Source organism: Nostoc mirabile CHAB5784, assembly GCF_020829645.1.
GTDB classification, from domain to species: Bacteria; Cyanobacteriota; Cyanobacteriia; order Cyanobacteriales; family Nostocaceae; genus Nostoc; species Nostoc mirabile.
Genome location: NZ_JAIVFS010000082.1, coordinates 26,997 through 37,487, shown reverse-complemented (window position 1 = coordinate 37,487; position 10,491 = coordinate 26,997). Strand labels below are relative to the sequence as shown.

9 protein-coding genes are annotated in these 10,491 nt (G+C 42.5%); 6 read left to right on the top strand and 3 right to left on the bottom strand.

Going from position 1 to position 10,491, the window contains the following annotated elements; all coding sequences use genetic code 11:
• Positions 1 to 661: 661 nt before the first annotated feature.
• The 4 genes from LC653_RS33260 to purB all read left to right on the top strand — a co-directional run bounded on the left by LC653_RS33260 (position 662) and on the right by purB (position 4,891).
• Positions 662 to 1,363, top strand: a complete 702-nt coding sequence (locus LC653_RS33260; protein ID WP_229498945.1) for a bacteriorhodopsin — start codon at positions 662 to 664, stop codon at positions 1,361 to 1,363.
• A 475-nt stretch (positions 1,364 to 1,838) separates the two neighbouring features.
• On the top strand, positions 1,839 to 2,855 hold the full coding sequence (locus LC653_RS33255) for a YihY/virulence factor BrkB family protein (protein WP_229498943.1): 1,017 nt from the start codon (positions 1,839 to 1,841) through the stop codon (positions 2,853 to 2,855).
• Positions 2,856 to 3,003: 148 nt separating this feature from the next.
• Complete coding sequence (locus LC653_RS33250) at positions 3,004 to 3,555, top strand: DUF421 domain-containing protein (RefSeq protein ID WP_229498941.1); 552 nt, start codon at positions 3,004 to 3,006, stop codon at positions 3,553 to 3,555.
• 40 nt (positions 3,556 to 3,595) lie between these two features.
• Positions 3,596 to 4,891 carry an adenylosuccinate lyase gene (gene purB, locus LC653_RS33245; protein ID WP_229498939.1) on the top strand — a complete coding sequence of 432 codons (1,296 nt, stop codon included), beginning with the start codon at positions 3,596 to 3,598 and terminating at the stop codon, positions 4,889 to 4,891.
• A gap of 610 nt (positions 4,892 to 5,501) precedes the next feature.
• On the opposite strand, the gene LC653_RS33240 is transcribed toward purB, so the two are convergent.
• Positions 5,502 to 6,203 carry a DJ-1/PfpI family protein gene (locus LC653_RS33240; protein WP_229498937.1) on the bottom strand — a complete coding sequence of 234 codons (702 nt, stop codon included), beginning with the start codon at positions 6,201 to 6,203 and terminating at the stop codon, positions 5,502 to 5,504.
• Between the two features lie 99 nt (positions 6,204 to 6,302).
• Positions 6,303 to 7,190, bottom strand: a complete 888-nt coding sequence (locus tag LC653_RS33235) for an AraC family transcriptional regulator (protein WP_229498935.1) — start codon at positions 7,188 to 7,190, stop codon at positions 6,303 to 6,305.
• Positions 7,191 to 7,362: 172 nt separating this feature from the next.
• Here LC653_RS33235 and LC653_RS33230 point away from each other — a divergent pair, with 172 nt between their 5' ends.
• Positions 7,363 to 7,902 (top strand): DUF4126 domain-containing protein, encoded by a 540-nt coding sequence (locus tag LC653_RS33230; RefSeq protein WP_229498934.1) that lies wholly within the window; start codon positions 7,363 to 7,365, stop codon positions 7,900 to 7,902.
• Positions 7,903 to 8,090: 188 nt separating this feature from the next.
• Here LC653_RS33230 and hemH read toward each other — a convergent pair whose 3' ends face one another.
• On the bottom strand, positions 8,091 to 9,257 hold the full coding sequence (gene hemH, locus LC653_RS33225; RefSeq protein WP_229498933.1) for a ferrochelatase: 1,167 nt from the start codon (positions 9,255 to 9,257) through the stop codon (positions 8,091 to 8,093).
• A gap of 93 nt (positions 9,258 to 9,350) precedes the next feature.
• Here hemH and LC653_RS33220 point away from each other — a divergent pair, with 93 nt between their 5' ends.
• Positions 9,351 to 9,974, top strand: a complete 624-nt coding sequence (locus LC653_RS33220; protein WP_229498932.1) for a class I SAM-dependent methyltransferase — start codon at positions 9,351 to 9,353, stop codon at positions 9,972 to 9,974.
• The last annotated feature ends 517 nt before the right edge of the window (positions 9,975 to 10,491 follow it).

Genomic DNA, 10,491 nt, shown 5'->3' with positions numbered 1-10,491 from the left:
GACTTCAGCTATTAGCCCTGAACTTTAGTTCTGGGCGGGATGTTGGTGAGTGTGACAGTTTAACTCTGACAAAATGTAGGTAAAAAAGTTGAAACCTATGTGGACAGCACTTGTGTGTACACCGTAGGCTTGCGGGGAGGGGAGATTTTGGGGAGCCAGTGCGGTCTTGGGGTCTCCCCAAGTGGAGCCGGATAGCGTGTGGGGTGCAATGACTGTGGAAATCATAACTAATTATACGGACATGATATGAATTGCAACTCTTAGAGACGCTCCGCGAACGCTCCACTTCGTTGCACTCGCAATGACATATCATAAGCAATTTGCCGGACATGATATCAGTGACCATCGTAGACATCGCATTCTCAAACTAGCACGGACTATTGCAGATTTAGCAAGAAAGTATTGCTCTAGAGGAGACTGCTTGTACTGAACTAAAGTGCAAGCTCCTAAAGTCTAATTTTTGATTGGATTTAAATCAGATTTTTACTAATTTTTTATTAATCTAAAATCTCCCTTAAAATACATTTTTTAATGATTAAGACTAGTAGAATAAAAAATACAAATAATGGTTTATATGCAAGCAAAAACAAATAAGGGTAACTAGTAAAAGTTCTCCTTAGCAATTTATCATTAATAGTTACCAACAAGCAGGAAAATATTTATGGTTCAAACTTGGCTGTGGATTGGTGTCATCAGTATGGCGCTGGGTTGTGCTTTTTTCGGCGTAGGCGCACACAATGGGAAAAATGAACGCTGGAAAATACTGTATACACTTAATTTTTTCATTTGCTTAATTGCTAGTGGGCTGTACTTAGCAATGGCATTCGGTCAAGGAGTTAACATCATTAATGATCGTCCAACTTATTGGGTGCGATTTGTCACTTGGTTTTGCTCAACGCCGCTGTTGTTGTTGGATCTGACTTTCTTGGGAAAAACCAGCCTGCTGATTACAGGTAGTTTGTTAGGAGCAAACGCCTATATGCTTGCCACTGGCTTCCTCGCCACAATTACACCCAAGCCGATCAGCTACATCTGGTATATTGTGAGTTGTGGTGCTTACGCGGCGGTTTTCTACTTATTAGTGAAGCCCTACCGGATCGAGGCAGAACGCAAACATACCAGATCCAAGCAAGCATTCCGCAAGCTGGTAACTGTGCATCTGGTGCTGTGGACACTTTATCCAATTGTGTGGATTCTTAGTCCAGAATGGTTTAACGCTTTTGGTCAAGGTGGGGAAACAATGGGTTATACGCTACTAGATATTGCCTCTAAAGTCGGATTTGGTTTTCTATCGTTAAACACCCTACGTAATTTAGAACAGGCAGGAGAATCGGTTACTGAATCGGAAGCGTTATATGAGTAAGTAATAAATTTTCAGTCAGAGGCTTTAGAGGATGTTTGAAAAGTCGTAAAGTATACTATAAACCCCGCTTCCATTCCTCTCCCCGAAGCGGAGAGAGGCTTTGAAACCCCCATTCCCTCTCTTCGAGACGCTGCGCGAACGTAGGGAAGGGGGGCTAGGGGGGTTAGGTTTGCGAGGCTTTGGTGTTACGAAAAATACTTTTCAAACATCCTCTTAGATAGCTAACCGAATTAGGGGAATCAATAAGGGATTATGCGATCGCTGCCACTGCATTTTATATGCTAAAGCGATCGCACTACCTATTTTCTACCAAAAAGCAAATTATTTATAGATATTCCCGTCAAGGAAATTACCGACTCTGCTAAATTCCTCCCCAAGGATGCTTCACAAACTCCTTTGGGGGGATGCCTCTACTTATGAAATCAGTATCCAATATATCAGGAAGTAAGCGATATCTCTTAAGGAGACTGATTGGATGAATTTGCAGGCGATTTGGAAGTTATTACAAGAGACATTCAAAGAATGGAGTGAGGATAAAGCCTCACGGTTAGCGGCGGCGTTAGCTTATTACACGATTTTTTCCATTGCACCATTGCTAATTATTGTAATTGCGATCGCAGGAGCAGTATTTGGAGAAGAAGCGGCAAGAGGTCAAATCGTTGGACAAATTCAAGGTTTAGTCGGGCCAGATGGCGCAGAATTTATCCAAACAGCGATTCAGAATGCTAACAAACCACAAACAGGAGCGATCGCTTCCATTATTAGTGTTGTAATTTTGTTATTGGGTGCTACTGGTTTATTTACCGAGTTGCAAGATTCCCTCAACACGATTTGGGAAGTTAAACCGAAACCCGGACGCGGCGTAACTAACATGATTCGCCTACGGGTTTTGTCCTTTGCAATGGTGATAGGTATTGGCTTTTTACTTTTAGTTTCTCTAGTAATTAGTACTGCATTAGCAGCATTAGTAACATACTTTAGTAACTTACTGCCAGGTGTCGATTTCCTCTGGCAGATTCTCAATTTCATCCTCTCTTTTGCCATCACTACGTTCCTGTTCGGACTCATTTTTAAAGTCTTACCAGATGTCGAAATTGGTTGGAGTGATGTTTTAATTGGAGCTATGCTCACCTCCTTTTTGTTTTCTATCGGGAGATTTTTGTTAGGACAATATTTAGGTAATGGCAGTTTTGGTTCAGCCTATGGTGCAGCTGGTTCACTGGTGGTAATCTTAGCTTGGGTTAACTATGCCGCGCAAATTCTTTTCTTCGGTGCGGAGTTTACCCAAGTTTATGCTAGAAGGTACGGTAGCGGCATAACCCCATCTAAACATGCTATACCTTTATCTGATAACACGAAAAATAATGGCAAGGCTCCAACAGAACAAGCATCAACCAAGAATAAGCCTTCTTCTAATTTTATTAATCGCTTGTTCCAGTCTTTCAAGAAGCCCAAACGTTTAAAACAGAGAAGAAAAAATCAGCGATTTTAATTCCTGATTGTTAGGTTTGTAAATCTGATAGATGTTGAAATATTTAACCTCTAATAAAAGTTAGTCTTATGAAATAAGATCGCAGATAAATAACCTTATACTGGATTTTTTCCAGAAGTCTATTGAGAAAGGAAGAAAATCAGTGCTAATGGAAAAATGGTTTTTTATCAATTGGCAGGCAATCTTTATTCCTAGCATCAGCATCTTTGAGTTAATTATCCGTGGTTCGCTGGTTTATTTAGCGCTGTTCTCAGTGCTACGCCTGCTTCCTAGCCGACAACTAGGAACACTAGGAATTACTGATTTACTCGTAGTTGTGCTATTTGCTGAAGCTGCCCAAAACGCTATGGCGAGTAATTATACATCGATTACTGAAGGCGCTATTCTGGTAGGAACCGTGATTTTTTGGAGCTACTTGCTGAACTGGTTAGGCTACAAAATACCCCAGTTCCAACGTTTTCTGAATCAGCCACCACTGCTACTAGTAAAAAATGGTCGGATGATTGAGCGTCATTTACAACGAGAGTTAATTACAGACGATGAGTTGATGAGCAAGTTACGCCAGCAAGGTGTGGAATTTTTAGCAGATGTGAAGTTTGCATATATGGAGGCTGACGGCAGTATTAGTATCATCACCTTCGACTCCAAAACTACTTCTGCCCCTGAGCAAAAAGCAGTACTAAAAAGCGATGTACATTAATTAAACTGTAAAATATGACGGTTGTATTCTGTGCCAAACTGTGATTGAGCGTTATACTTTGCCCGAAATGGCTAATCTCTGGAGTGAAGCCTATAAGCTAAAAACTTGGCTGCAAGTCGAAATTGCTGTTTGCGAGGCTCAAGCTGAACTGGGTTACATTCCATCTGAGGCGGTTGAGGAAATTAAAGCCAAGGCAGATTTTGACCCCGATAGGGTGCTGGAAATTGAGGCTGTAGTCCGCCACGATGTTATTGCTTTCTTGACAAATGTCAATGAATATGTAGGTGATGCAGGACGCTACATTCACCTGGGTTTAACTAGTTCGGATGTTTTAGATACAGCTTTAGCACTGCAATTGGTTGCCAGCCTGGATATATTATTGCAGCGTCTGGAAGATTTGATTCAGGTAATTCGCCAAAAAGCACAGGAACATCGTCATACAGTAATGGCTGGTCGATCGCATGGTATTCACGCTGAACCGATCACTTTTGGTTTCAAGCTAGCTGGCTGGTTAGCAGAAGTGTTGCGACATCAAGAACGCTTGAAAATTCTTTGCGAAACGATCGCTGTGGGTAAGATTTCTGGTGCGGTGGGAACTTATGCGAATGTTGAACCGCGTGTAGAAGCGATCGCTTGCCAAAAACTCGGACTCAAACCCGATATGGCCTCAACACAAGTTATTTCCCGCGATCGCCACGCCGACTATGTGCAACAATTAGCTTTAGTAGCAGCATCTATCGAACGTTTTGCTGTAGAAATTCGCAATCTGCAAAAAACAGACGTTCTGGAAGTTGAAGAATTCTTCTCCAAAGGTCAAAAAGGTTCCTCGGCAATGCCACACAAGCGCAATCCCATCCGTTCGGAACGGCTGACGGGAATGGCGCGACTCGTCAGAAGCCATGCCGGTGCAGCTTTGGAAAACGTCGCTCTCTGGCATGAGAGGGATATTTCCCATAGTTCTGTAGAACGGGTGATTTTGCCAGATGCTTGCACTTTGACGCATTTTATGTTGACAGAAATAACCGACTTGGTGAAAAACCTGTTGGTCTATCCTGAAAACATGGAAAGAAATCTCAACTGCTACGGCGGTGTTGTGTTCAGCCAAAAAGTCCTGCTTGCCTTGATAGACAAGGGAAGCAGCCGAGAGGAAGCTTATGCGATCGTTCAAGAAAGCGCTCACGCTGCTTGGAACAAGCCAGAAGGTAATTTTCAGGACTTGATTAGCAAAGATCCTCGCGTTACCGAAAAGTTGTCCCCAGCAGAACTAGAAGTCTGTTTTGACCCCCAGCAGCATCTGAACCATTTAGAAGAGGTTTATCAAAGGTTGGGTATTTAGCTTTAATTGGTAATTGGCATGGGTTCATAGGGTATTACGAATTGGTAATAAGTCCTATTTACTTGAAATTGGTGGTAAACCGCACGCCAATCGCCTCAACACAGGCAAAATACACACAGCCCTGGCTCATCTACATAGGCAAAATCCGCATAGCCTTTGGCTTATGCAAAGCAGTACGCGGGTTACAAAGCGATTAATTAGACTTGCCAATGAGTCTTTGATACTCGCCGAGGAGTCTTTGATACTCGCGGACGAGTTTTTGATACTCGTAAATGGAGCTTTTGTATGGGTAATCAAGCGGACTTTATATTATAAGGGATTTTCACTTGGAGAAGTACACAAACCAATACGCTTGGTGTTAGTGATATTTGGCTTTGGAAAATCTCCCCAACCCCCCTTAAAAAAGGGGGCTTAATTCTCTCCTTTTTAAGGAGGGTTAGGGAGGATCGAGTCTTAACCCAAGCGTATTGGTACACAAACTACGTTCTAAAACCAGGCATAAAGTCTGTTTGACTTCTGAATTCTGACTCTCCGAAGTTTCGATGCCTTCGGCGGGCTGCGCCAACGCCGGAAGCCGGCGCTCGAACTTCTCTCTGAATTCTGAATTCTGCTATATTTTCGCCCCTAATCGGATTGCAGCTTGCCGAGACTCTGCCAATGTTGCTACAAAAATTTCTGCACCCGCTTGTTTAACTTGTTCTTTGACTGCACCTGCTGTTTCAGGAGAGCCAGCATTAAATGGTGGAGCGGGATTATACTCTAACAACAATTGGATAAATTTTGCTGTTTCTTCACCGCACAGTTTTGCTGCAACTACAAGTCCAAAGTCAATTCCTGCGGTAACACCGCCGCCGGTGATGCGGTTTCTGTCAACAACAACACGTTCATTACTTACTTCAACTCCCATTGAAGCCAGACAATCCCGGAACATCCAATGGCAGGCTGCTTTGTAACCTTGGAGTAATCCAGCCGCTGCTAAAATCAGCGACCCTGTACAAACTGAGGTGATGTATTGGGCGTTGTTTGCTTGTTTTTTCAGAAATGTTAGCACTTCAAAATCACGCATTATTTCCACAGTATTCATCCCACCACCTGGAACACATATGACATCCAATTGTGGACAATCAGCAAAAGTATTTGTTGGATGCAGAATTAAACCACCTATATCTTTAACAGGTTCCAGATTTCTCCAAATCAAATGCACACGGGTTGTGGGCAATGACGAGAATACCTGATAAGGGCCAGTAACATCCAATTGGGTAAAGCCTGGGTAGATTAACAAACCGATGTTGTATTGATTTGAGTCAGTCATATTTACCTTGTCAAATATTCATTTCTACTAGCCTCACTGTAGGCAAACATAGAAGTGAATATCTTGTAGATTTTTAAGATTTTTCTTAGTAAATTCTTGCTATTGAGAACGCATGGCTTTTGGAGTGATACCAACCAAACGCTTGAAGTGCTTAGTCAAATGGCTTTGGTCTGTAAAGCCACACTCTTGGGCAATTTCAGCAATGCTTAACTCCTGGTTCTTCAACAGTAGCTTTGCTCTTTCTATCCGTTGTTGAGTCAAATATTTATGGGGAGTTATGCTGACTGATTGTTTGAAGAGATGGCAAAAATAATACTGACTGACTCCTACCAGTTCAGCGATGTCTGCTAATTTGATATCTTGGTCAAGATGTGTATTGATGTAGTCAATTGCTACCTGTAACTTGTTCTTGGCAAAACCATCAGGATAGGTTTTAATTAAGGGTTTACAGGTAGCATAAACTTGGAGCAAACGCACTGCTAGCATTGTCGCAGCTGATTCACTAAAAAGCCTACCTGTTTTGCATCCCTCTTCAATCTCTGCTTTAAGTGCTTCTGCGGTGTGCTGAATGATCGGGTCAATGATGGAAAATTGCGGGATAAGTTCAACATTTCTCTTCACTGACTCATAGGCTACCTTCTCCACAAACTTGGGACAGAGAGTAAGTATCAAAAATTCTCCCTCTCTGTCCCAGCCTAGGCACTGGCTAAGGTGTGCAGGGGTTAACTGAATTACGCCATTATCTACCAGTTGATTTCTGGATTTACCATCTTTGCGGACTTTCAGGTGGAATTGATTGTAGGCGATCGCTATGACATGATGAGTCAAATAGTGTTCAGTCGTGGAATGAGCAGGATGGCGATAATAAAACATGCCAATGCTGTCCCATCTTGCTTGTTGACTCGATAAAAGAGGAGCTTGAGGCAGAATCTGAAGAGATTCCTCCTGCTTGATTAAATTAACCAGAAGCTGTTTGCTATCAGTCATCCTACAGGCTTTAAAACATTTACTAGTAGCTCAGATATATATAAGCTGCCCAACCTCAACGAATAAATGTGTTGCGTAAGTCCTATAAATTTTAGTTCAGTGCTGGAATCATTACCAGCAGTGGGTAGTATAAATAACAAATACTTCCTTATCTAGCACCCAGAGTGCCCTAATGATTGAAATCCTAGCTACACTTTCAGCCTCTGCGGCAGCAGGAATGAGAATAGGTACACCTCTGCTAATCATTGGATTGTTGCAGGGTAGTAGCTTGTGGTCACAAGTTCCGATTTTATCTCACATTTCTCCACCAATATTGTTAGCTTGCCTCAGCTGTTGGTCTTTAGTTGAATTATTAGCCTCAAAAAAGCTATGGGGGCAAAGATTACTACAACTAGTTCAGTTATTCATGTCTCCCGTCGTGGGGGCAATTATGGGGTTAGCAGTAGCTAGTGCAACAGCAACGCCAACCTGGCTGATTGCCTGTATTGGGGGTTCGTTAGCTTTAGTACTCCAGCTAGTTCAAGTTGGTTGGTTCTATCGGTTACGTGGTTTACCTTTGTGGGCAGTCTTTCTTCAAGATACCTTGTGTGTTGCTCTAGTACTTTTTGCCTTTGATGCTCCCTGGCAAGGAGGAGTAATTGCTTTAATACTGCTCTGGTTTGCAGTTCGTAGCGCGAAGCAGTGGTATGACTGGTATTGGCAGAAAAGTTAGGAGTTAAGAGTGAAAAGTTAGGAATGAAAATAGAAGTTAAGAGTGAAGAACTAGGGACAAAAATTTAAAACTCCTAACTCCTGTACAGACGCGATTAATCGCGTCTCTACTCCTAACTCCTGTACAGACGCGATTAATCGCGTCTCTACTCCTAACTCCTGTACAGACGCGATTAATCGCGTCTCTACTTACTGCAAAATTCCAATCATGTGCAAGAAGCCATGACCAGTAATCAACTCTATGATTAATGCAATAAAACCCAGCATAGCAATCCGCCCATTCCATACCTCAGCGCTAGTAGTCAGTCCCCATTCCCAACGCTCTTGGGGGTACATTTTCACCCTTTTTTTCATTTGGGCAGCTTGCGAAAGCTTGAAACTGGGATTTTTCAACGCATCAATTACTAAATCTGCAAGTGCATTAATAAACACTGGATGCGTATTGGGAGCAGGAACGCGACGGAAGTTGTGAATTCCTGATTCTTCTGCTACTTCCCGATACTCAATATCAATTTCTTGCAGTGTCTCAATATGCTCTGAGACAAAACTGATTGGCACGACAACCAAATCTTTCACGCCTTTTGCGCCTAGTTCTTTTAGGGCATCCTCAGTATAAGGTTGGAGCCATTCTACTGGGCCGACGCGACTTTGGTAAGCTAAGGTGTGGACATTGGGTCGATTGAGGGTCTGCATAATCAGGGCAGTACATTCCTCAATTTCTTGCTGGTAAGGGTCGCCAGCTTCTTCAACGTAGCTTTTAGGAACGCCGTGAGCGCTGAAGAATATATGAACCTCGTCTGGATTAGGAAACTGTTCGAGTTCTTGGGCTATGAGTTCCGCCATTGCTTGTAGGTAGCCTGGTTCTTTGTACCAGGAAGGAATGACGGTGTAATCAATGGGTTGAAGCTTTGGGTCTTCTTGCCAAAGTTTTTCTAAAAGCCGGAAGCTAGAACCACTCGTACTGATAGAAAACTGGGGATATAATGGTAATATTACCAGGTGTTCTATATTATCTTGAGTGATCTGTGCGATCGCCTCTTCTGTATAGGGATTCCAATAACGCATTCCCACGTAAATCTTGGCTTCTTGTCCTAAATGACTCAACTGTTCTTTTAAAGCTTCGCCTTGCGCTTCTGTGATTCGCCGCAGTGGGGAACCGCCACCGATTTGCTTATAATTCTCTTGAGATGTTCTGGTTCGCCGCGAGGCAATAAACCAGGCTAGGGGCTTTTGCAACCAGCGAAATGGTAGGCGAATAATTTCCGGATCGGAAAATAGGTTGTACAAAAACGGCCCGACATCCTCTAGCTTATCGGGGCCACCGAGATTGAGTAATAAGACGCCTACACGACCCATAGCAGTTACTTTCCCCCAATCTTTTCAGGTTTTTTACTAATGTTAACAATATATCTTTATTAAATATAAAGCTTAATAGCAAGGAAATATGCAATGGCAACAATTTTAAGGGATTGGAGTTACCGCTATCAGTGGCTGTATGATGGTATCTCTCGTTTAGCAGCCTTAAGTGTAGGTGGTGAAGCCCGTTTTCGACAACTTGCTTTGCAAGGCTTAACAATTCACTCAGATACTCAGGTCTTAGATTTATGTTGCGGCAGTGGTCAAACAACGCAATTTTTGGTAAAATTATCACAAAATGTAACAGGATTGGACGCTTCACCCAAGTCTTTGCAACGGGCGCGGCAAAATGTACCATTAGCAGTCTATCTCGAAGCTTTTGCCCAAGAGATGCCATTTGCAGATAATCTATTTGATGTGGTGCATACCAGCGTTGCATTACACGAGATGCAGCCTCAGCAATTGCGAAAAATTATTAGTGAAGTTTATCGCGTGTTGAAGCCAGGAGGAGTGTTTACACTGGTGGATTTTCATGCTCCTACGAATCCGATATTTTGGCCTGGGGTATCAGTGTTTTTGTTGTTGTTTGAGACGGAAACAGCTTGGCAATTGTTGAAAACTGATTTGCCTGGATTGTTAACTGAGACTGGCTTTGAAGTGGGTGAGCCAACTTTATATGCAGGCGGTAGTTTGCAAGTGATACAGGCTCAGAAGTGAACAATACTGCTTTATTAATGGCAGGTAATACCAATTCAAAATTCAAAATTCAAAATTAAAAATGAAGAAAACTAGATATCACAAGGGTTTGAGAGTGTATATCTGTCGCATTCTTTTTTCAAATTGGTATAAGATACTCTGCTATTAATAAAGTATAGGTGATTGTTATATAGCACTTCTCATTTGCATGAAGTACATTTTTAAACCTCACCCCCAACCCCTCTCCAAAGCATCGGAGAGGGGAGTGTTTGCACCAGGGCTATTTCATTCTCATCTAGCCCGCCTCAGAATAAATTCTGAGGCTAATAGCAAAAGTCGTCTAAAGACGACTAAGAAAGGCTTTTAGTCCACTTTAGTGGACTTAAGCTATGAGCCGCGGAATTTTAGTTCTGGGCGGTTTATGTTTAGAACGAAATAGCCCTGGTGTTTGCACCCATCAAATACGGGGTGAGGTTGCGACTGTATAGCACCCAAGTGAGAACTGCTATATTCAAATTAGCATGATGAAATTTTGAGG